General features: G+C 72.2%; 13 protein-coding genes. 10 read left to right on the top strand and 3 right to left on the bottom strand.

What is annotated here, in order from left to right:
- Positions 1-144: 144 nt before the first annotated feature.
- From SNR22_RS26795 to SNR22_RS26750, 10 genes are read left to right on the top strand one after another with little or no spacing between them, the layout of a single operon-like run.
- Entirely contained in the window at positions 145-7,566 is a 7,422-nt protein-coding gene (locus SNR22_RS26795) for a polyketide synthase (protein ID WP_320069449.1), read from the top strand.
- 2 nt (positions 7,567-7,568) lie between these two features.
- Positions 7,569-8,792, top strand: a complete 1,224-nt coding sequence (locus SNR22_RS26790) for a hypothetical protein (RefSeq protein WP_320069448.1) — start codon at positions 7,569-7,571, stop codon at positions 8,790-8,792.
- On the top strand, positions 8,789-10,657 hold the full coding sequence (locus SNR22_RS26785; protein ID WP_320069447.1) for an FAD-dependent oxidoreductase: 1,869 nt from the start codon (positions 8,789-8,791) through the stop codon (positions 10,655-10,657). The genes SNR22_RS26790 and SNR22_RS26785 overlap by 4 nt, the downstream gene beginning before the upstream one ends.
- Positions 10,658-10,714: 57 nt before the next feature.
- Complete coding sequence (locus SNR22_RS26780; RefSeq protein WP_320069446.1) at positions 10,715-11,695, top strand: NAD(P)-binding domain-containing protein; 981 nt, start codon at positions 10,715-10,717, stop codon at positions 11,693-11,695.
- A gap of 1 nt (position 11,696) precedes the next feature.
- Entirely contained in the window at positions 11,697-13,079 is a 1,383-nt protein-coding gene (locus tag SNR22_RS26775; protein WP_320069445.1) for an aminotransferase, read from the top strand.
- A 31-nt stretch (positions 13,080-13,110) separates the two neighbouring features.
- Positions 13,111-14,547: a hypothetical protein gene (locus SNR22_RS26770; protein WP_320069444.1), complete on the top strand. Its 1,437-nt coding sequence runs from the start codon at positions 13,111-13,113 to the stop codon at positions 14,545-14,547.
- Between the two features lie 3 nt (positions 14,548-14,550).
- Positions 14,551-15,453, top strand: a complete 903-nt coding sequence (locus SNR22_RS26765) for a class I SAM-dependent methyltransferase (protein ID WP_320069443.1) — start codon at positions 14,551-14,553, stop codon at positions 15,451-15,453.
- Positions 15,450-16,496, top strand: a complete 1,047-nt coding sequence (locus tag SNR22_RS26760) for a TauD/TfdA family dioxygenase (protein ID WP_320069442.1) — start codon at positions 15,450-15,452, stop codon at positions 16,494-16,496. The genes SNR22_RS26765 and SNR22_RS26760 overlap by 4 nt, the downstream gene beginning before the upstream one ends.
- Entirely contained in the window at positions 16,493-17,719 is a 1,227-nt protein-coding gene (locus SNR22_RS26755; protein WP_320069441.1) for a phosphoserine transaminase, read from the top strand. Before SNR22_RS26760 ends, SNR22_RS26755 begins: the two co-directional genes overlap by 4 nt.
- Positions 17,716-18,495, top strand: a complete 780-nt coding sequence (locus tag SNR22_RS26750) for an inositol monophosphatase family protein (protein ID WP_320069440.1) — start codon at positions 17,716-17,718, stop codon at positions 18,493-18,495. Before SNR22_RS26755 ends, SNR22_RS26750 begins: the two co-directional genes overlap by 4 nt.
- Here the strand turns inward: SNR22_RS26750 and SNR22_RS26745 are convergent.
- From SNR22_RS26745 to SNR22_RS26735, 3 genes are all read right to left on the bottom strand, one after another.
- Positions 18,482-18,967 carry a YbaK/EbsC family protein gene (locus SNR22_RS26745; protein ID WP_320069439.1) on the bottom strand — a complete coding sequence of 162 codons (486 nt, stop codon included), beginning with the start codon at positions 18,965-18,967 and terminating at the stop codon, positions 18,482-18,484. The genes SNR22_RS26750 and SNR22_RS26745 overlap by 14 nt on opposite strands.
- Positions 18,968-19,166: 199 nt before the next feature.
- On the bottom strand, positions 19,167-20,492 hold the full coding sequence (locus tag SNR22_RS26740; RefSeq protein WP_320069438.1) for an MFS transporter: 1,326 nt from the start codon (positions 20,490-20,492) through the stop codon (positions 19,167-19,169).
- Entirely contained in the window at positions 20,489-21,811 is a 1,323-nt protein-coding gene (locus SNR22_RS26735; protein ID WP_320069437.1) for a hypothetical protein, read from the bottom strand. The genes SNR22_RS26740 and SNR22_RS26735 overlap by 4 nt, the downstream gene beginning before the upstream one ends.
- Positions 21,812-22,133: the final 322 nt, after the last annotated feature.

Genomic DNA, 22,133 nt, shown 5'->3' with positions numbered 1-22,133 from the left:
TGCGGGTACGGCCGTCTACTGTGGCTCGTGAAGTGCCTGAGTGCGCCGATGAAAACGGGGAACTGGGTGGAAACTGGCGCGGAAGACGCTTTTGATGTTGCTGGTGTCGAACCTGTTGTTCTTGTTCGCCGCGAAGATGTGGCAGTGCGGTTGTTCGTTTTTCCGCATGCCGGCGGTGGTCCGCAGAGCTTCGCCGAATGGCCGGCCTCCCTGCCCGCCGACGTCGAGGTCGTCAGTTACGAGCTGCCCGGCCGGGGCCAGCGGCGTACCGAAAGGTCCTACGCGGACCGCGCCCGGCTCGTCGACGACCTCGTCACGCTCGTCGACCGGCTCGACGACGGCGCCCCGTTCGCGTTCTTCGGGCACAGCTTCGGCGCGTTGGTCGCCTTCGAGGTGTGCCGGGCGCTGGCCGAGCGCGGCAGCCGGACGCCCCAGCTGCTGATGCTGTCCGCGCACCGCGCCCCGCACCTGCCCCCGGCCCGGCCGGCCGCCGCCCTCCCTGACGACGACCTCGTCGACCTGGTGCGCCACTGGGGTCTGGTCCCCGCCGACCTCCTCGCCGACGACGACCTGCTCGCCCTGGTCCTCCCCCCACTGCGCGCCGACCTGACCCTCGACGAGAGCGGTCCGACCACGACCACCGCCTTCCCGGAGGCCATCCCCTGCGTCGTCTACGGCGGGACGGGGGACCGGACGGTCACCGCCGAGGAACTCGCCGCGTGGCACACGGACCTCGGCAGGACGCCCGACATCCGCCTCTTCTCCGGCGGTCACTTCTTCACGGTGGACGAGCGGCCCGCCCTCCTCGCCGACCTCACCGACCGCCTGGACTGGGTGCGGGCGGCGGCCGGACCGTCCGTCGTGCTCGCCGGCGAGCCTTACGCCATCCCCGCCGAGAGCCTCTGGCAGCGCTTCGAGGCGCAGGTCGCCGCCACTCCCCGCGCCCTCGCCCTGCTCGACACGCCGCGCCGGTGGACCTACCGCGAGCTGCGTGACCACGCCACCGCGGTCGCCGGTGCGCTGGCCGCGCGCGGCGTCGGCCCCGGAGACGTCGTCGGTGTGCTGCTCCCGCACACCGCCGAGTACGCCGTCACCCTGCTCGCCTGCTTCGGCCTCGGCACACCCGCGTGCCTGTTGGAGAAGAGCTGGCCCGGCACCCTGCTCGCGCAGTTCCTGGCCAGCGCCCGGGTGGACGTGGTCGTCACCACGCCGCAGCTCGCCGGGACGGTACCGGCGCAGTACCGCACCCTGGTCCTCGGGCCGACTCCTCCGGACGGTCCCGCACCGCTGCTCGGCCGGGCCGCCCCGGACGACATCGCCCTGATCTCGATGACCAGCGGCACGTCCGGCACACCGAAGGCGGTACTCAACACCCACCTGGGCTGCCTGTACTGCTTCGACGCGCGGGACGCCCGCTACCCGTACACGGCCCGGTCGCGCGACGGTCTGAACGTCTTCTTCGCCTGGGAGTGCCTGCGTCCCCTGCTCAACGGCCGTCCGGCCGTCGTCATCCCGGACGAGCACATCGTCGACCCGGTTCGGCTCCTCGACACCCTGCACGAGCAGCAGATCACCCGGATCGTGGTGACGCCGTCGCTGTTCGAGGGGCTGCTCGACCACCCGGTCACCGGCCCGGCCGTGGCCCGTCGGCTCGCCCACCTGGAGATCGTGTTCCTGATGGGCGAGGTGGTTCCCACTCGGGTCGTCGACAAGGCCGCCGCGCTGCTGCCGCCCGGGGTGCGGCTCGTCAACGCGTACAGCACCTGGGAGAGCCTGGACGTCTCGTACGCCGACCTGAGCGCGAGCCGGGCCGGGCCCGCGTCGCCCTGCGCGCCGGTGGGGCGTCTGCTCGACGGCAGCGCGGCCGTGCTGCTCGACGAGACGGGCCGACCGGTGCCCCGGGGTGGGGTCGGCGAGCTGCTCGTCGCCGGGCCCGGGGTGGCCACCGGCTACCTCGACGACCCGGCGAAGACGGCCGAGCGCTTCGTGGCCGCCCCCGAGGCGGTCGCCGGCACCCCGTTCGCCGAGGCGACCTTCTATCGCACCGGCGACCGCGCCCGGCTGCGCCCCGACGGCGAGCTGGAGATCCTGGGTCGTACCGGCGACGTGGTGAAGGTGCGCGGCTTCAAGGTCTCGCTGCGCGCGGTCGAGCACGTCCTGGACCAGGAGGACGGCGTCGCACGAGTCGTGGTGCGGCCCGTGGCAGACCAGCGCACCGGCCAGCAGGACCTCGTCGCCTACGTCCAGGGCGACGCCGGCGCACCGTCGGCGACGGTGCTCGCCAGGCTGCGCCGCCGGGCCGCCCGCGACCTGCCCGAATACGCCCGGCCACGGCACCTCGTCGGCCTCGCCGCGATGCCGGTCAGTGGCGGTGACGCGCGCAAGCTCGACCTCAAGGCGCTGCCACCGCCGCCCGCCGGGCCCGCGCCGGACGACACCGCCCCCGAGACGCTCACCACCGTCGAACGGCGGATCGCCGCCGGGTGGCGGGAGGTGCTCGGTCGTACGCCCGACGCCGACGACAGCTTCTTCGCCCTGGGTGGCGACTCGCTCAGCGCGGCCCGCCTGTCAGGGGTGCTCGCCACGCGGTTCGGGATCACGCTGCCGGTCGTCGACATGTTCCAGGCACCGACGCTGCGGGCGATGGCCGCCCACTGCGCCGGTCGGGCCCTCCCGACGGACCGTCCCGCACCGGCCAGGAGCGTGCTGGCCGGCGAGACCCGGATAGCGATCGTCGGCATGGCCGGCCGTTTCCCGGGCGCCGACGACATCGGCGCGTTCTGGGCGAACCTGTGCGCCGGGACCGACTCGCTCACCTCGCTCACGCCGGAGCAGCTGCGACGCAAGGGCGTCGCGGAGGAAATCGTGAACCACCCCGCGTGGGTGCCCGCGGCGCAGGTCGTCCGCGGCGCCGACACCTTCGACGCCGAGTTCTGGGGCATCGGGCGGCGGGAGGCCCTGCTGATGGACCCGCAGCACCGGGTCTTCATCGAGACCGCGTGGACCGCCCTCGAGCAGGCCGGCTACGCCCGCCGCGACAACCCGCACCGGCAGCGGACCGGCGTCTTCGCGGCCTGCGGCATCGACGGCTACCTGATCCACCATCTGCGGGGCGGTGGGCTCACCGAGCCACTGGACCCGGCCGGGTTGTTCCTCACCGAGATCGGCAACGAGAAGGACTACATCGCCACCCGGGTGGCGTACCTGTTCGATCTCGGCGGCCCGGCGGTCGCCGTGACGTCGGCGTGCAGCAGCGCGTTGGTCGCGGTGGCCCAGGCCGCGCAGTCCATCGCGACCGGCCAGTGCGACATGGCGGTGGCCGGCGCGTCGTCGCTGACCTTCCCGAACCTCGGCTACCGCTACGAGGAGGGCCTCGTCGGCAGCGTCGACGGCCGGGTCCGCCCGTTCGACGCGGCGGCGAGCGGCACCCTGTTCGGTGACGCGGTCGGTGCGGTGGTGCTCAAACGGCTCGATGCCGCGCTCACCGACGGCGACCCGGTGTGGGCGGTGCTCACCGGTTACGGCGTCTCCAACGACGGGCGGATGAAGGCGGGATACACCGCGCCGAGTGCCAGGGCGCAGTCGCGGTGCATCTCCGACGCGATCGCGATGGCCGGCATCACCTCCGACCAGCTGTCGTACGTGGAGTGCCACGCCACCGCCACCCATGTCGGCGACGCCATCGAACTCGCCGGGTTGCGCGCCGCGTTCGAGGAGCACCACGGCGACGGTCCACCGGTCACCGGCGGCTGCGCGATCGGCAGCGTGAAGGGCAACATCGGGCACGCCAACTGCGCCGCCGGCATCACCGGCCTGATCAAGACGGTGCTGAGCCTGCACCACCGCACGCTGGTGCCGACCGTCCACCACGACACGCTCAACCCGAAGCTGGTCGACCTGGTCGACGCGGACGGCTCACCGTTCACCGTCCAGACCGAGCTGCGTCCCTGGACGGTGTCCGACCCGGGGCGTCAGCTTCCCCGCCGCGCGGGCGTCTCCAGCTTCGGCATCGGCGGCACGAACGCCCACGTGATCCTGGCGCAGGCCCCCGGTACCGACCCGGACCGGGCCCGCGCCGAGCCCGCCGTGACGGTCGAGCCGGCGCCGCAGCTGGTCACCGTCTCGGCACGCGGCGAGGAGTCGTTCCCGCGCCAGGCCGCGGCGCTCGCCGCACACCTGACCGAGGTACCCGCCGGCGACCTCGCGGCCGCGATCCGTGCGCTGCACCTCACCCGCGAGTCCCACCCGCTGCGCGCCGCCGTCGTCATCGACCGCCCCGCCGCCGCGTCCGCGCTGGCCACCGTCGAACCGAGGAACGCAGGCCGGCCCGCCACCGTCGCGTTCTGCTTCTCCGGTCAGGGCTCCCAGCGGGCCGCCACCGCCCGGTCCCTCTATCGTGGCCGCGCCGACGGCGGCCGTTTCCGCCGCCTGTTCGACGAGGCCTGTGCGAGCCTCGCCCCGCACCTCGACGTCGACCCGCGCGAGCTGATCCTGGCTGCCGACGAGACGACCGTACACCGCCCGGTGACCACCCAGTGCGGGCTCTTCGCCGTCGGGTACGCCCTCGCCCGCACCCTGATCGAGGTCGGCGTCACCCCGGTGGCGGTGGCCGGGCACAGCATCGGCGAGTACACCGCGGCGGCCGTGTCCGGGCTGCTCGACCTGGCCGAGGCCGCCGAGCTCGTCGCGGTACGGGCGGTGGCGACCGAGCAATTGTCCGAGGGGCCGGTCGGGGCGGGCGGCATGCTCAGTGTAATCGGCGACGAGCAGCGCCTCGCCCAGTGGCTGTCCGGCCGCCGTGACCTGTGGTTGGCCGCCGAGAACGCGCCCGGCCGGGTGGTGCTCTCCGGTTTGTCCACCGCGCTGCGCGCCGCCGCCGCAGAACTGCCCCGGATGGGGTTCACCTGCCGGGCCGTACCGGTCTCCCACGCGTTCCACAGCGAGCTGATGGCTCCGGTAGCCGATCGGCTCGCTGCCGCCGCGCAACGGTTCGCGCCGCGCATGGCCGCCATCCCCGTCGCCAGCAACGTGACGGGCTCCTGGTTCGACGCCGGCTACCGGCCCGGCGAGTACTGGGCGGAGCACGCCCTCTCGCCGGTGCGCTGGCGTGCCGACGTCGAGACGCTGCTGCGCTGGGAGCCGGATCTCCTCCTCGAGGTCGGGCCCGGCACGGTGCTCACCGCGCTCTCGGCCAAGTGCGTGGCGGCCCACGGCGACCCGGCACCCACCACGCTGGCCACCCTCGCCGACCCGGCCGACGAGGAGGCGGGGCTGCTCGCCGCGCTCGGGCAGCTGTGGTGTCACGGCGTCGACCTCGACTTCGCCACGCTCCACGAGGGGGCCCCCGTCGTCCCGGCTGCGGTGCGCTGGGCGCTGCCGACGTACCGGTTCGCACCCACGAGCTACTGGACGCGGCCCGAGGCGTCGGTGCATGTCGACGGCGCACCGGCCCGCACCACGGTCGGGACGGGCCCGCTGACACGGTTCGCCGACCGGCCGGGTGGCCGCCTGCGGCTCTACTGCTTCCCGTACGCCGGGGGCGGCCCCGACACGTTCCGCTCCTGGGCGCACGCCGCACCCGACTGGCTCGACGTCGTCGCCGTGGATCCCGCCGACGTCGACCTCGCCAGGCACATCGTGGCCGACGCCGGGGACGTACCCGTGGCGTTCTGCGGCCTCAGTGCCGGTGCGTCCCACCTCCTCGACCTGCTCACCGGCGACCTCGCGGACTGGGCGGCGGACGGCCGGGTCGAGGCGGTCTGCGTCGTCGGCCGGGCGCCGCTGGGCGCACCGCAGCCCGGTGCCGAGCTGCCGCTCGACGAGTACCTCCTAGCCCCGGACGAGCTGCGCGCCGATCCGCGCTGGCAGGCCGAGGTGCTGCCCCGGCTGCACGAGGACCTGGCCCGCGACGTCCGGCACGCCGCCCGCGTCGTCGCCCGGGGGCGCCGGCTCGACTGCCCGGTGCAGGTGCACCACGGCACCGTCGACCCGTCGTTCCCCGCCGCCACGGCGGCCCGCTGGGCCGACGTCACGACCAGCCCGATCGTGGAGACGAACGGGCACGAGGGCGGCCACGACTTCATGGTGCTGCGCCGCGCGGACGTCCTCGCCGGGGTGGCCACCTTCCTCGACCGGCTCGTGCCGTCGAGCAGCGGTGGCCGGCTGTACGACGTCCGCTGGGTGCCTGTCGGTGCCGTACCGCGGCGGGTGGCCGGGACGGACGTACCCCGGTGCGACCTCGACGACCCGAACGCCGCCGGCCTGCTGGCGGAGGCGCTGACCGGTCCCGCAGCCATGGCCGTGCTGCGCTGCCCGTCCGCCGGTGACGGAGGTGCCGCCCTGCTGCTGGTGCTGCGTCACCTCGCCCGCGTCGAGGCCCGGGGCCGGCTGGTCCTGGTGCTGCCCACCGACCCGTACGGTGGGCTCGCCGCGGCGATGAGCCGTTGCCTGCCGCACGAGGAACCCGGTCTGACCGTGCTGCGGTGCCATGGCGACGACCCGATGACCGCGTTCCCGCCCGACAGCGGCGAGACCGACCTGCTCGCCCGCGACGGTCTCCTGCTCGCACCGCGACGAATCCCGATCGACCAGCCCGACCTGCCGCCCGGCATGCTCGGCGCCACCGGCGGCAGCTACCTGCTCGTCGGCGGCACCGGCGGCATCGGCCGGGCCGTCACCGACTGGCTGCTGCACCATCAGCGGGTCGAACCCGGCCGGGTGGTCGTCACCGGCCGGACCGACCCGGGCGACCTGCGGCCCGGCGTGCGGTTCGCGCCGCTGGACCTGACCACCGGCGCGGGTCTGGCCGACCTCGCCCGCCCCGGTGGCTTCGCCGGCATCGTGCACCTCGCCGGGGCCCTCGACGACGGCGTGCTGCGCAACCTGGACGCCGATCGGCTCCCGGGGGTGCTCGCCCCCAAGCTCGCCTGGGACAGCCTCGTCGACCTGGGCCGGGCGGCCGGCACCCGGTGGATGGTGACCTTCTCGTCCACCAGCGCCCTGTTCGGCGCGGCCGGCCAGGCCAACTACGCGGCGGCCAACGGCTGGCTCGACGCGGCTGTGACGTGGGGACCGCCGGTCGAGGGTCCGGCCGTGGCCTCCGTCGCCTGGGGCACGTGGGCGCAGGTGGGCATGGCCGCTGGCAACGAGCGGGTGCTCGCGGCGGCCCGGGCGACCGGCGAGACACCGCTGCCCACCGGGGCGGCGTTGCGACTGTTCGGCCGGGTGCTCGGCGGGTTGCTCGCCGGCACCGCCACCGGCGGCCGGCACCTGGCCGCCTACGACCTGGGTGAGCCGTCACCCGAGGCGCTGCCGGCCCCGACGTCGCGCGGGGTCGACGCGGTGGGCGGGGCCGAGGAACCTGACCAGCTCCGCACCTTCCTCCGCACGTACGTGCACCGCTGGGACGAGTCGCAGCGGCTGGCCGACCTCGGCCTCGACTCGCTCGACTTCGCCCGGCTGCGCGGCGACTTCGCCCGCCGGTTCGGCCGGGACGTGCCCCTCGCCGACATCGCCCGCCCCGAGCAGCGCCTCGGTGAACTGTACGAACTGCTGGCGGAACGGTAGCCGTGCGGACGTCCGACGTGACCGAGGAGATCGTCCGGTGGAGCCGGAGCGCGCCCGACGCGGCGGCCGTGCGGTTCCTGCTCTCGCCGAAGGCGCACACCGCGGCGAGCACCGGACCGGCGTCACGGCTGTGGCGATCCGCAGTGGACCGGCACCTGACGCCGGTGCTGCACCGGGTTGTCGCCGGCGGGAAACTCGACCGCGCCGACGTTGCGGCGCTGACCGTGCCGGACCCGCTCAGCGAGCCGTTCACCGTCGACCAGCCGACCGGCGGTGCGCCGGGCTCCGTCGACGAGCGGATCGCCCTGCTGCGCCGCGCGTACGGTCCGTTCGCCGCCTGGTGGGGACGGTACTTCGCCGGCAACGGCGACCAGCCGGTGCCGGTGACCGACCTGTGGCGGCTGTACCTGCCGTTCGCCTGCTGGATCGTGGCCGCGAAGCGGCGCCGCCGGCCCGGTGAGCTGTTCGTGGTCGGGTTCAACGGCAGCCCGGGCGCCGGCAAGACGGTGTTGTCGACCGCCCTCGCCGTCCTGCTCGACGTGCTGCTCGACCCGGTGACCGAGGGCCGGGCGGTGGCCCGCAGCGGCGATGACTGGTACCTGCCGCGCGCCGACCGGGAGCCGCTGCGCGCGTTGGGCTACGACGCCGGTGTCCCCGGCGTCACCAACCGGTCCGGCCCCGGCACCCACGACCTGGCCTGGCTGCGGCGCAACCTGGCGGAGCTGGAGCGCAGCGGCCCGACCAGCGGCGTGATCCGGATGGGCAACTTCGACAAAAAGGCGGACGACCAGCCCACCGGACCGGATCGGTACTTCGAGGTGCGGGGCCGGGTCGGGGTCTTCCTGTTCGACCTGTGGTTCGCCGGGGCCGAGACGGACATCGATCCGGAGCTGCTCCCCGACGGCCTGCGGCGTCGGGTCGCCGAGCATCTGCGCCAGTGGCGTCCGGTGTTCGACCGGATGGACGCGCTGTGGAGCTTCGAGTGGCCGTCGTTCGCGCAGATGGTCAACGACCGGGAGGCGCAGGAGGTGCTCGTCGAGCGCCGCCGTGGCACCCGGGGCATGAGCACCGAGCAGATCCGCGCCTTCATGACGTACATGATCGAGCGGACCTGGGACTGGCGGACCACGTCGCCGGTGCCGCCGGGGCACGCCGTCACCTTCCACGCGAGGCGGGCCACGGACCACCGGATCATCGCTGTTCAACGAGGAGGTCGTGCATCGTGAGTCGGTCGTCGTCCCCCGTCCCGCCGGTCACCCGGACGTTTGCCATGGCCGACGTCGTGCGCCAGTACCGCGAACTGGCCGAGGAAGCCACCGCCGGTACCGGCCCGGTCCACGACACGCTGATCGTCGGCGGCGGCGCGGCGGGCGCGGGTGTGCTGCGTGACCTGGCCTCCCGGGGGAACGCCAGCGCGCTGCTGGTCGACCGGGGGCCGTTCGGCGGTGAGACGTCGAGCAAGACCGGCAAGGCCATCCACCCCGGCATCCGCTACCTCCGGATGGCCTTCCACCGGCTGCTGCTCGCCGCCCACCTGCGCCGCGACCCGAAGATCAGGCAGAGCAGCCTGCAACACCTGCGCAGCGCCTGGCTCGACCTGCAACTGGTCTGGTACGGCACCCGGGAACGCCGGATCCTGCTGGAGACCACCGGCGGCACCGTCGAGGAGATCCCGAACATCGTGTTCGTCCTCCCCGACAGCCCGGAGAAGAAGTGGTCGGTGTTCTTCGGGATCTCGCTGTACGACCTCTTCACCACCCTGTGGGCCTGGTGTGGGCTGGTGCCGCGCCTCGGCCGGGTGAAGGTGTTCCGCGACCGGGCGGCGCTGCACCGCGAACTGCCCCACCTCGCCGCGCCCGACGTGGTGGGCGGCATCCGCTACTGGGACGGCAAGGCCAACAACGACAAGATCCTGGTGGTCAAGACGATCCGCGACGCGTACCTGCGCGGTGGTCCGGAGCATCCGATCCGCGCGTTGTGCCACGTCGAGGTCGACGGGTACGAGTGGGACCCGGCCGGATACTTCCGGGTCACGCTCGCCCGCCGGTTCCCCGACGACAGCCTGCCGGCCACCGTGGTGGTCCGGGCGCACACCATCACCAACGCGGCCGGCCCGTGGATCGACGAGGCCCGCAACCGCACCTCGGCGCCCGACGGGCGCACGTCGGTGGCGTACTCGCGGGGCACGCACCTGGAGGCCACCAACCGCTTCATCCACGAGACGATCGCGGCCGACCCCCGGCTGCAGGTCGGGCTGGTGCCGCTGAACGCCGAACGGCAGCACTACCTGCGCCCGTTCTGCCAGCACGGCCTGTGGTACGTGCAGTGCACCACCACCGACCGTGGCCAGCGGGACCCGGACCGGACGGTGCCGGAACCCGACGAGTACGAGGAACTGCTGCACTCGTACAACAGGCTGGTCGACGACCGGTGGAAGATCGACCGGCGGGACATCTTCAACGTCTTCTGCGGCATCCGGCCGCTCGCCTCGACCGACGGCGGCGAGATCTCGGTCAAGGACATCTCCCGGATGTTCCGGGTCAACCGGCGGGTCGTCGGCGACGGCCTGCTGCTCGACCTGGTCAACGTCAAGCTGACCGACATCCGCTGGGCCGGGCAGGAGGTCGCGGGGATCCTCGCCCGCGAGTTGCGCGACCGGCACGGCCGGCGGATCGGACGGTCGACCACGAAACGGTTGCCGTTCCTGCCCGTCGTCGACGAGCAGCGGTTCGCCCCCGACCACGCCGGCGCGGCGCGCGGCGACGTGGACTTCATCCGCGCCAAGGCGGCGCACCACGTCACCTATCAGATGGTCGGCAGCTATGCCGACTACCTGCTCAACACCGGCGCGGTCCGGGACGCCGTGGTCTTCGACGCGGACGGCCGGCCGGACCTCGACCTGCCCGTCCTGGAGCTGGTGCTCACCGAACTCGCCGACCGGCTGGGCTGGGACGAGGGGCGCCGCCGCGCCGAGTGGAAGGCGTTCCAGGAGATCTACACCCGCAACATGGCGTACGCCGAGCTGGGCGCCCGCGTACGCGATCACGAACCCGCACCGGCCGATCGGCTGCTGGCCGGCGGGGTCGACTGACGAGACGGCCGACATCCGGCGACACCGGTACCGACCGACGGCGAAGGGATCCGCCCCATGTACTTCGAGAAGGACGCGAGCATCACCGACATCGAGAGCGAGACCGTCGCCGTCGTCGGGTACGGCATCCAGGGCAAGGCGTTCGCGGCGAACCTGCGCGACAGCGGGGTGCCGGTCGTCATCGGCAACCGCGACGACCAGTACCGCAAGGATGCCGTGGCCGACGGGTTCGACACCCGGCCGATCGCGGCGGCGGTCGCCGCAGCCTCGATCGTCATCCTGCTCATCCCCGACGAGGCGCACCCGGAGGTCTTCTCCGCCGACATCGCGCCGCACCTGCGCGAGGGTGACCTGTTCCTGCTCGCGCACGGCTTCTCCATCCTGTTCGACCGCATCGACCCCGCCCCGGGCGTCGACGTGGCGCTGCTCGCGCCGAAGATGTTCGGTCGGCCGATCCGCCGGCGCTACCTCGACGGCAACGGCGTGCTCGCGTTCCTCGACGTGGTCCGCGACGCCACCGGGCGGGCGCTGGCCCGCACCCTCGGCGTCGCGTCCGCGGTCGGGTTCACCCGGTACGGCGTCCTGCCCGTGTCGACCGCCACGGAGACCGAACTCGACCTTTTCCAGGAGCAGTTCCTCACCCCGCTGCTGCTCGACGCCGTCCGGGTGGCCTTCGAGGTCCTCGTCGAGCAGGGCTGTGACCCGGTGCCCGCGCTGCTGGACATGCACGCCTCGGGCGAGATGGCCGAGATGATGGTCGAGGCGGCCACCATCGGGCTCTTCGAGGTCATCGAGGAGCAGGGCTCGCCGACGTGCCGGTTCGGCGTCCAGCGCAACCTCGGCACGCTGCTCGGTGAGGACGTCCGGGACAAGGGCCGCGCGATTCTCGCCGACATCCGCGGCGGCGGCTTCCTGGCCGCCCTCGAACGGGAGGCCGAGGCGGACTACCCGAGCCTGGCCGCGTACCGAGCCGCGTACCGCGCCGACGCGCTGACCAAGGCGCACGAGGCGTACCGCGCCGTGCTGAAGGCGGCCTGAGATGGCCGACGAGTCGAACCGGCTCCGGGCGTTGGACGCCCGGCACGTCGTACACCCGTGGGCCGACCTGTCGGTTCTGGGCAAGCAGCAGCCGCTGGTGATCTCCGAGGCGCGCGGGGTCGAGGTCGTGGACAGCGCCGGCAGGACCTACCTCGACGCCATCGGCGGGATGTGGTGCGTCACCGTCGGGTACGGCAGGCAGGAACTCGTCGATGCGATACGGGACCAGGCGGCGCGGATGCCGTACTTCACCCCGTTCGGCGACGTGTCCAACGAGCCGGCCGCCCGGTTGGCCGAGCTGCTGGCCGGGCTCGCGCCCGGTGACCTGAACCGGGTGCACTTCACCACTGGTGGGTCGACCGCGGTCGAGTCCGCGGTGCGGACGGCGCAGTTCTACTGGGCAAGCGTCGGCCGGCCGGGCAAGTACCACGTGCTGTCCAGGGTGGACGCCTACCACGGCAGCACGTACCTGGCGGCGTCGTTGTCGGGGAAGGCTGCGGACCGGACGCGGTTCCACTACGAGTCCGGTTGGGTGCACCACCTGGAAAGCCCCGGGTACGACCCGGACACCTCGGACGTGCGGGCGGACCAGCGGCTCGAGGCGTTGATCGACGGCATGACGGCGGCGATCGACGAGATCGGCCCGGAGAACATCGCCTGTTTCATCGCCGAGCCGATCCTGGCCTCCGGTGGGGTGCTCATCCCGCCGCCCGGCTACCACGCCGCGACCCGCGAGCTGTGCCGGCGCCACGACATCCTGTACATCAGTGACGAAACGGTCACCGGCTTCGGTCGGCTCGGCCACTTCTTCGCCTCCGAGCCGCACTTCGGGATCGTGCCGGACCTGCTCGTCACCGCCAAGGGCCTGACGTCGGGCTACCAGCCGCTCGGCGCGGTGCTCATCGCCGATCCGATCGCCCAGACCCTGGTCGACCGGGCCGACCCGGCGAAACCGGTGTTCTCCAACGGGTTCACCTACTCCGGGCATCCGGTGGCGTGCGCGGCCGCGATCGCGAACATCGAGGTGATGCGCCGCGAGGACATCTGCGGACACGTCCGCGACGTCGGGCCGTACTTCGTCGAGCGGCTGCGTGAGCTGCGCTCCGCCCCGATCGTGTACGCGGTGCGCGGCGACCACCTGATGGCGTGCGTCGAATGCCACGTACCCGGCGAGGTCGGGCCGACGCCGCGCAACATGGCGCTCGCCCAGCGGGTCGACGCGTACTGCGAGCGCGCCGGGCTGCTGGTCCGCCCGTACGAGAACCTCTGCATCATGTCGCCGCCCCTGGTCGTGACCCGGGCCGAGATCGACCGGATGGTGGACATCGTCGCCGGAGCGCTCGCGGCCGCGCAGGCCGACCTCGACGCCGGCCTGATCGGTTAGCCACCGGAACCGGCGAGAGTGGGGAGTGAGCATGCAAGGGGATCCCGACGTCCTCGACTGCCGTGGGCTGAGCCCCGCCCTGACGGTCATGCGGATCAAGCAGGCGGTCAGCGCCGGACCGGACGGTGACGGCCCGCTCGAGGTGATCCTCGGCGACGGGTGCAACCAGAAACGCATCAGCGGGGCGCTGGCCGGTGCGGCGGAACGGGTGCGCTACCTGGGCACGGTGCCCTGGTGGCAGCGCGCCGACCTCGGGTACCGCGCGGGTCGGCTGCACCTGGGCGGCACCGACCTGGCCGAACTGGCCGGGCAGGTGGGCACCCCGGCCTATGTGCTGCGCGCCGACCGGGTGCGGGACAACCTGGACCGGGTCGCCGCCGCCCTCACCGAGGCGGGGATCGACCACCGCGTCCACTACGCGGTCAAGGCCAACCGGACGCCGGCGCTGCTGGCGTACCTCCGGACGACCGGCAGGTGCGGGGTCGACGTGTGCTCCACCGGCGAGGTGGCGCACGTGCTCGCGTGCGGCTTCCCCGCCGAGTCGATCTCCTTCACCGGCACCTCGTTGTCCGCGCGGGACATCGAGGTCCTGGCCCGGTACCCACGAATGCGGGTCAACCTCGACTCGGTCGCGTCGCTGGACGCCCTCGGCCGAGCTTGCCCGGGCCGCGCGGTCGGCCTGCGGATCAACCCCGGTGTCGGAGTCGGTTACCAGGATGACGACCGGCTCAGCTACTCCGGTGCCGTGACCACCAAGTTCGGCATCTACGCCGAGCACGTCGCCGAGGCTGCGGAGGTCGCCGCCCGGCGGGGGTTGCTGGTCACCCGGCTGCACCTGCACGTCGGCTGCGGCTACCTCGACGCGCAGCTCGACCAGTTCGACCGGGCCCTCGCCGCGGCGGCGGAGTTCCTGCCGCGCTTCCCCGACGTCACCGAGGTCAACCTCGGCGGTGGGCTGGGCGTGCCGCACACCGCCACGGACCAGCCGCTCGACCTGCGGCGCTGGGCCGGCGTCGTGGCCCGGCACTTCGGCGGCCGGGGCCTCACCGTCGCCGTGGAACCGGGTGACTACCTGGTCAAGGACGCGGGGGTGCTGCTCACCACGGTCACCTACGTGGAGCGTCGCCGCGACGTGCTCTTCGCGGGCCTCGACGCCGGCTTCAACCTGGCGATGGAGCCCGCGTTCTATGGGCTGCCCTGCGAACCGGCCGCAGTCGCGCCCCGCTGGGACGAGGGCACCGACACGTACACGATGGTCGGCAACATCAACGAGGCGCTCGACGTGTGGGCGACCGGCCGCCGCATGCCGAAGCTGCGGGCCGGTGACCCGGTGGCGCTGCTCAACTCCGGTGGCTACGCCGCGTCGATGAGCTCCGACCACTGCCTCCGGGGTCAGGCGGCCTCGGTACTGCTGATCGATGAACCCGTGAGCGTGCCCGGCCGCCCGCCCACCGCGACAGGAGGCTGAGACATGTCGGCTGACACCGTGCTCGAAGGGGCCCGCCCGCCCGTGCCGAACTACGCGTTCGACCCGTCCGACCCCTGGACGACAACCATGCAGAGCGGCCTGGCCCGTGCGGGTCTTCGCGGGTGCCACGTCTACGAGGTCGGCGTCGGCAGCGGCACGAATGTGGTGTTCATGCTGCGCGAGTGCGGCGCCGAGCTGGTCCTGGGCAGCGACCTGGACCCGCGCCTGGCGGTGCTCGCGAAACGCTTCGTCGAGCAGGCCGCCCCCGAGCTGCACGACCGGTTCCGACCGATCCACGGTGCGGTCAACCTGATCGATGTGCCCGCCGCCCTGGCGGAGACGGCGGAGGTCGACGTGGTGGTGGCCTGCCTGCCGCAGGTCCCCGACCCGTACGACGCGATGTGTGCGCGGTTCCACGTCGCGCAGCTGAGTGCGCCCGCCGGCACGGTCTCCCAGGTCGCCGACCACATCGCGCACTACTATCCATGGACGTCGTTCCACGAGTACCCCTACAACGCGGTCGGGCTGGGCCTCATCGAGGCGCTGCTGCGCCGGGTCCGCGCCGCCCTGCCGGCCGCCGAGGTGGTCCTCAACCTGAGTTGTCGTGCCGGCAAGGAGGTGCTGCTGCGGCTGCTCCGCGCCAACCACTACCGACCCGAGGAGCTCGCCTCCCGCATCGTGCGCCAGCACCACGGCACCGACATCTCGTTCTTCGTCGCGCTGGAGGCCGCCATCGGCGGCACCGGCTACGAGCGGGACTTCGTGTGTGAGTTCTACCGCGACCCGCACGGCTACGAACCGATCTCCGCGCACGAGGCGAGGGAGCGGCTCGCGCACCCCGGCGAGCCGGTCTACCACGAGCTCTGCGTGCTGCGCGGACACCCCGAGAGGCAGAGGTGGACATGATCGACACCCGCACGCCGACGTTCCGGACCGTGCCACCCGGGACACCGTTCCGCGTTCCGGTACGCGGTCGCGCGTACCTGGCCGGCTCGACGCACGAGAACTTCCCCGAGAGCGTCCCGGACATCGGCGACACGATCCCGACGCTGATGCTCGACCGGGCCGCCTCGGCGGGTCCGCAGCTCGCGGCGGCGGTCCGTGACGCGGTCGACGAGGCGCTGCCGACGCACGGCGGGGTCCTGCTGCGAGGACTGCCGCTGACCGACCGGGCGGGCTTCGAAACGCTCGTCGCCGGCCTCGGCTACGACCTCGTCGGCTACCGCGGTGGCATCGCCGTGCGCCGCAACGACTCCGCGGTGGCGCTGCACGCGAGCGACGAGGACGCCCGCGTCACGCTCTCGCCGCACAACGAGATGGCGTACCTGCCGAGGTACCCTCGCAAGATCTTTTTCTTCTGTGAGAAGCAGGCCGAACGCGGTGGCGAGGTGCCCGTCAACGACATCCGGCGGACCGCCGAGCTGATTCCCGCGTCGGTGCTCGACGAGTTCCGCGAGCGGGGTGTGCGGTACCACCGCAACCTGCCGCGCACCTCGACTGCGGGTGAAACCGGTTGGCTCGACACGTTCGGCACCGACGACCGGAGCACGGTGGAGGAGCACCTGCGCACGTCCGGGTACGAGTGCACATGGAACGCCGACGGACGGTTGCGCTACCACTACCGCCGTGACGCGTTCGTCACCCATCCGGTGACAGGGGAGGAACTGTGGTTCAACCAGGTGACCGAGCTGAACTGCTCCTACTGGCGGGCGCACCCCGGGTTCCCCGCCGACCTGCCGGACGACGACTACCCGGCGACCACCACGTACGGCGACGGCGCGCCGATCCCGCCGGAGCTGGTGTCGTACCTACGCGGCGTCCTCTGGCGGACCACCCGCGCGGTCCGGATGCGAGCCGGTGACGTGCTCGCCCTGGACAACCAGGTGCTACAACACGGGCGGTTCGCGTACGAGGGCGTCCGCCAGCACTACGTCAGCCTGACCTCATGAGCACCTCCTCCGTCCCGCCGACGGTTCCCCCGCAGCCCGCGCCCCGTCCGGCGTCGTCGCCGGCGCCGAAACCGTCCCGGCGTCCGGCCCGGCCCTGGTTCTCGTCGGGGCCCTGCGCCAAGATCCCCGGCTGGGAGCCCGGCGTGCTCAAGGACGCGTTCGTCGGCCGGTCGCACCGGCACCCCACCGGGCAGGAGAAGCTCCGGAAGGTCATCCGCGAGTCCGCGCGGCTGCTCGGCGTGCCGGCCGACTACCGGGTCGCGATCGTGCCCGGCTCCGACACCGGCGCGATCGAACTGGCGATGTGGAACCTGCTGGGGCCCCTCGGGGTCGACGTGTGCTGCTGGGAGAACTTCGGGCACACCTGGCTCGCGGACGTGGTGTCCCAGCTGCGCGTACCCGACGTGCGGGTGCACCAGGCCGACGCGTACGGTGCGCTGCCCGACCTGACGGCGGTGGACTTCTCCCGCGACGTGCTGTTCACCTGGAACGGCACCACGTCCGGGGTGTGCGTACCGGGCGCGGAGTGGATCCCGACCGACCGGCGGGGCCTCACGATCTGCGACGCGACCTCAGCGGTGTTCGGTCTCGACATCGACGTCGCCAAGCTGGACGTGATGACCTGGTCGTGGCAGAAGGCCCTCGGCGGTGAGGGCGCGCACGGCATGATCGCGCTGTCGCCGGCGGCGGTGCACCGGCTGGAGACGTACCGGCCGGACCGGCCACTGCCGAAGGTGTTCCGGCTGACCCGCGCCGGTCAGCTCATCGACGAGGTGTTCGACGGGTTCACCATCAACTCACCGTCCATGCTGGCGGTGGAGGACGCGCTGGTCACCCTGGACTGGTGTGCCCGGCTCGGCGGGCGACCCGAGATGCTCGCCCGCTCGCGGCGCAACCTCGCCGTGGTGTCCCGATGGGTGCAGGGGAACCCGAACGTCGAGTTCCTCGCCTCGGACCCGGCGACCGTCTCGTCGACCAGCATCTGCCTGCGGCTGTGCCATCCGGTGTTCGACGCGCTGAGCCCGGCGAGGCAGCGGGCGTTCGTGGACCGGTTGTGCGCGCTGGTCGAGGAGGAGGGAGCCGGTCACGACATCGCCGGGCATCGGGACGCGCCGCCAGGGCTGCGGATCTGGGGCGGTCCGACGGTCGACGCCGACGACATCGAGGCGCTGCTGCCCTGGATCGACTGGGCCTTCGCCGCGACCCTCGCGGAGCACTCATGAGAGTCGGTACGGAGATACTGACGGCGTTCGCGGTGCGGCTCGCCGAGGAGAGCCGGCGGATGCTGGGCAAGGCGGCGGCGGGAGCCACGCAGGTGGAGGCGAAAGCGGACAACAGCTTCGTCACCGAGGTCGACCGGGCGATCGAGGAGCGGTTGCGGGAGCTGATCGCGGACCAGTTCCCCGGCCACGGCGTGTTGGGCGAGGAGTTCGGCGCCTCGGACCTGGACGCGGACCTGGTATGGGTGCTCGACCCGGTGGACGGCACCGCCGCCTTCGTCGCGGGGATCCCCGTTTACGGAACCCTCGTCGCCCTGGCCCGCGCCGGCCGCCCCTGGATCGGCGTTCTCGACTACCCGGTCACCGACGACCGGTGGGTGGGGATCGCCGACACCTACGCCTCGCGGAACGGCTCCCCGATCCGCACCCGCCCGTGCTCTTCTCCCGGGTACGCCCTGCTGACCTGCTCGAACCCGGACTTCTTCCCACCCGCCGAGCAGCAGGCCCTGACCCGGGTCCGCGACCGCGTGCGCTACAGCCTCTACGGCGCCAGCTCGTACGCCTTCGGCCTGTTGGCCAGTGGCCGCACCGACCTGTCGGTGGACTGCGGCCTCAAGCCGTACGACGTCTTCGCCCCGGCCGCGGTGATCAGCGGTGCCGGCGGCCTGATGACCGACTGGACCGGTGCCGACCTGAGCTTCGACACTCGCGGCACCGTCCTGGCCGCAGGCGACCGCACCCTGCACGGGGTGGCCCGAGACCTGCTCACGCCTCCGTGAGGGAGGCGATCCGGGGTTCGGCGATGGACAGATAGTCCTTCGTGGCCAGGCCGATGGTGCGGTCGAGGCGACCCGCGTTGAAGAAGATCTCCTCGTACCGCACCAGCTCCGGATCGAAGATCAGCTCGAGTCGCTCGTCGAACGCGAACGGGGGGATGGTGCCCACCGGGGTCCCCGCCAGCTCCTCGGCGGCGTGCCGCTCGGCGAACCTGGCAAACGTGCCGCCGGTCAATCCCTTGAGCTTGTCGAAGCTCACCCGCTTGTCGCCCGGCAGGACCGCGGCGACGAATTTGGTGACCTTCTTGCCGACTTTCACCATGATGATGATGCACTTCGCCGCTTGTGCCGGGTCATGGCCGCGCAACGCACTCACCGCCGCCGTCTCACCTTCCGGATCGTGCTCGATCACCCGATAGGTGGCACCGCGCTCATCAAGCAGTGTGACAAGCTTCTGATAAATGTCGTCCGCCATCGGCTGTCCATTCTTCCCGTCGGTGCGCTCCAGTCAAAAATGATGTCACACCAGGGTGTTCCGTTGCCCCCGGCACTCGTCCGGATTCATCCTCGCGTCCGACCGGATCGTGATGTGGATCGTCGGCACCACCGTGACCAGGTCGCATTACCGTGAGGGAGTCGCACCGGCCTCCATTGCAACCTCGAGACGCGAGCCCTTACGCGACCGGCGTGTTCGTCGGGGCCGGGGCGTTCGTCGGGGGCGGCGCGTTCGTCGGGGGCGGCGCGTTGGTCGGGGGCGGCGCGAGGATCGGGGCTCGGGTGCGTTCGGCGAAGCGGACCGCCGGACCGGTGAGCAGCGTGACCAGCAGGAGCAACACGCCCAGGCCGGCCCAGCCCACGAACCCGTGGGCGAGGCACGTCGCGGCCAGGACCGCCGGTGACGCCGCGTTGGCGGCACCCTGGCCGAGGCCGAAGGCGCCCGCGTACTGGCCCTGGGCGTACGGCTGGGCCAGCCCGAACGCCAGCTCGAACGACGCCGCCGCGTGCCACAGCTCGCCGAAGGTATAGACGACGGTGGCGGTGACGAGCAGGGCGACGGCCGGCCAGAGCGACACCCGGGGCATCGCCCCCATCAGGGCCAACGACACCATCAGCGCCGCACCCGCCCACATCATCCGACGGGCCGCCGTCCGCGGGTCGACCACACCGCGACTGACCCTGACCTGCAGGGCGACCACAAGAATGCCGTTGATCAGCATGAATCCGGTGATCGTCGCGCGAGGCAGGGTGGTGTGGTCGGCGATCCACAGCGGCAGTGCGAACGCGGGAATGGCCAGGTGCAGCGACACCCCACCGTTGATCAGGGTCACCGCGAGATAGGGGCGGTCGGCGAACGCCACCCAGCGCCGCTTCGGGTCCGCCGACGGCAGTGGCGCCACGTACGGCACCCGGGTCAGCACCGCCGCCGCGACCAGGAACGTCGCCGCACCCCCCAGGATGAGCGCGACGTAGACCGGCCCCGAGTCGAGCTGGATGGCGATGCTGGAGATGAGCACCCCCGCCATCACGCCGACATTGGTGATCGCCCGCTGGTACGACAGGAACCAGGTGAGCCGGTCGCCGGCGAGCGCCCTGACCATCGGCGCCCGACTGGCCGCGGCGGCCGTACCGACCAGGGTGACCAGCAACGACACCAGCGCCAGCGACCAGAACGAGCGGACCACCACGAAACCGGCGGTAGCCAGGGCCCCGACCAGCAAGGTGCCGATGTGCACCGCCCGGGGACCCAACCGGTCGGCGGCGTGCCCGGCCACCGGCCCGGCGACGAGGCCGACGGTCGCGCCGACCGTCAAACCGACGCCCACCGTACCGGCGGACATGCCGACGATCCGAGTCAGGTACAGCGAGCTGCTGAACATCATGCCGCCGCCGATGGTGACGGCGAAGACCGACCCGGCCAGCGCCCGCTGCGGCCCCGTCGGGGGCAGCAGCCGGCGGATCAGGGCGCGGGCCGGCAGAACTGCCGCCGTGGCAGCCGTCATGCCCGGGAGAACAGGCCGTCGGAATAGTTCCGCTCGGGCCACTGCCGGCGCACCCACTCCCACCGCTGCCCGCTGGTCAGCACCGGCTCGGCGACCGCGAGCCGGCTGCCGAACCACTGCCTCGTCTCAATGACCCGCTGATCGAACTCGGCGACCGAGTCGCTGATCAGCATGACCGCACCGAGCATGTCCGCGGACGCGGAGAACTTGTTGTTCAACGTGGCGCCCGGCGGCACCCAGAGCTGGACGTAGGCGACGTCGGGCAGGGCCAGCACCTGGTCGGTGTCGGGGTAACTGATGATGGTGCCGGCGGGTCCGTACAGCCCGGCGCAGCCGACCACACTCGGGTTGACCTTCACGTCGAGCTGCGGTTTACGGCCGATGGCGCAGAGCAGGGCGGCCTCGCCGAGGTCGACGTTGAACTTCGCCATGACCTGCTCCTGGGTGAGCGCGCCACCACGCCGGGCCGCACACTCGCTGAACACGATGCGGCCGGTCTCCCGCTCGTGGAACAGCTCCATGTGGAACACGCTGTCGCGCAGGCCCAGCGCGGCGATCGCGCCCCGCACGACCGGCTCGGCGGCAGCGTATGCGTCGGCCTCGCTGGTCGGGTCGAGCCGGCGCAGCGACAGCGGCTCCTGTCCGTTGATCGCCGCCAGGCACGGCTCGGTGTAGGCGCCCAGACCGAAGAACAGGATCTCGCCGTCGTGGACGATGCCCTCGGCCATCCACTCGTCGCCCTCGACGAACTCCTCCAACAGGAAGGTCCGGCTGGTCTCCTTGTTCTCGCGGCACTCGCGGCTGAGCTTCTCCAGCTCGGCGCGGTCACGCACGACGCTGGTCGAGGTGGTGCCCCCGCCGGCGATCGGCTTGAGCACCGCGCTGCCGAAGTCGAACCGCACCTCGCTGACGTCGTAAAGGTCGTGGACAACCTCGGTGCGGGCCACCGGGATGCCGGCCTCGGCCAGCCGGGCCTTCTGCAGCGACTTGTCGCGGAAGTGCAGCGCGACCTCCGGATCCATGCCGCGGACCCCCAGGGCCTGGGACAGCACGGCGGCGGTGACGACCGAGAATTCCCAGGTGGTCTGGACCGCGTCGAACGTACGACCGCCCATACCGGCCCGGTAGAGTCCGCCGAGCAGATCCTCGGGGTTGGTCACGTCGTCGACGCGAATCATTGTGCCGCCGGCCGGCATTCGAATCCGCCCAGAGTCGTACGCACCGGAGTTGCACAGCAGGACCGGCTCGACGTCGTGCACCTCGCACGCCCGCAGCGCATAAGGGTCGGCACCGATCATGAGAACGGATGGACTGTTCACGTCTCCTCCAAGCACGATCGAGCTTCAGCCGCATCGCTGAAAACGCGGCGAGCTTAGCAATGTGGGCCGCTTCCGGTCACCCAACGGTTGCATTCCGGACAAAGACATCGCCCCCAATGAACCAGACGACCACTCAGGCTGGGGGTCGACTCGTGGCGATCAGTGATTCGGACATTTCGAGCGCGCTCTCGGCCTATCTTGCGGGGCCTGTCAGAAACTTTGTGGTTGATCTTGGTGTGGTCCGTTAGGTCGGGTAGGAAGCCCGGCCAGAGGGGATCACGTCATGTCTACGAATCATCGCGCTGAGCAGCCGGAAGGCGAG

This window comes from Micromonospora sp. RTGN7 (genome assembly GCF_033804645.1).
In the GTDB taxonomy this organism is placed as follows: domain Bacteria; phylum Actinomycetota; class Actinomycetes; order Mycobacteriales; family Micromonosporaceae; genus Micromonospora.
Note: the sequence above shows the minus strand (reverse complement) of the source record. Positions and strands in the feature narration are given on the sequence as shown.

Coding starts and splice junctions, on each gene's coding strand:
- SNR22_RS26780 (WP_320069446.1), top strand. CDS start 10,715: ATGTACTTCGAGAAGGACGCGAGCATCACCGACATCGAGAGCGAGACC.
- SNR22_RS26775 (WP_320069445.1), top strand. CDS start 11,697: ATGGCCGACGAGTCGAACCGGCTCCGGGCGTTGGACGCCCGGCACGTC.
- SNR22_RS26770 (WP_320069444.1), top strand. CDS start 13,111: ATGCAAGGGGATCCCGACGTCCTCGACTGCCGTGGGCTGAGCCCCGCC.
- SNR22_RS26765 (WP_320069443.1), top strand. CDS start 14,551: ATGTCGGCTGACACCGTGCTCGAAGGGGCCCGCCCGCCCGTGCCGAAC.
- SNR22_RS26760 (WP_320069442.1), top strand. CDS start 15,450: ATGATCGACACCCGCACGCCGACGTTCCGGACCGTGCCACCCGGGACA.
- SNR22_RS26755 (WP_320069441.1), top strand. CDS start 16,493: ATGAGCACCTCCTCCGTCCCGCCGACGGTTCCCCCGCAGCCCGCGCCC.
- SNR22_RS26750 (WP_320069440.1), top strand. CDS start 17,716: ATGAGAGTCGGTACGGAGATACTGACGGCGTTCGCGGTGCGGCTCGCC.
- SNR22_RS26745 (WP_320069439.1), bottom strand. CDS start 18,967: ATGGCGGACGACATTTATCAGAAGCTTGTCACACTGCTTGATGAGCGC.
- SNR22_RS26740 (WP_320069438.1), bottom strand. CDS start 20,492: ATGACGGCTGCCACGGCGGCAGTTCTGCCGGCCCGCGCCCTGATCCGC.